The following is a 520-nucleotide window of genomic DNA, read 5'->3' as shown; positions in this document are numbered from 1 at the left end:
CCGAGGAAGTCGAGCGTGCCGTCCGCCTTCCAGCGGGCCTTGTCTCCCGTGCGGTAGAGGCGCTCGCCCGGCGTGGAGGCGAAGGGGTGGGGGACGAAGCGTTCCGCGGTCAGCTCGGGGCGGTTCAGGTAGCCCCAGGCCAGGCCCTGGCCGCCGACGTACACCTCACCGGCGACACCCACGGGCACCGGGTGCAGGTGCGCGTCGAGGACGTACACCGTGGAGTTGGAGAGCGGACGGCCAATGGGGATGGCTCCTTCCACCCGCGTGCCGTGCTGCATGGCGAAGGTGGCGGAGAAGGTGGTGTTCTCCGTGGGGCCATAGCCGTTGAGGAAGGTGGTGCCTTCCGGGAGACGCGCGAGGTGTTCGCGCACACGGGCGGCAGGCAGCACATCGCCACCGGCGAGGACCTGACGCACGCCCGCGAGCGCTTCGCCCTGGTGCAGGGCCATCTGCTCGAAGAGGGCGGCGGTGAGCCACAGTGACGTCACGCGGTGGTGACGCAGTTGGGCGGCCAGTT

At 70.6% G+C, this 520-nt stretch carries 1 protein-coding gene; it reads right to left on the bottom strand.

The window, feature by feature from the left end; translation table 11 throughout:
* Positions 1–520 (bottom strand): AMP-binding protein (locus D7X30_RS41415; RefSeq protein ID WP_147443457.1); only part of this gene is annotated, 520 nt, incomplete at both ends.

Source organism: Corallococcus sp. AB011P (genome assembly GCF_003611605.1).
Lineage (GTDB): Bacteria > Myxococcota > Myxococcia > Myxococcales > Myxococcaceae > Corallococcus > Corallococcus coralloides.
This window is presented reverse-complemented; position numbering and strand designations above follow the sequence as displayed.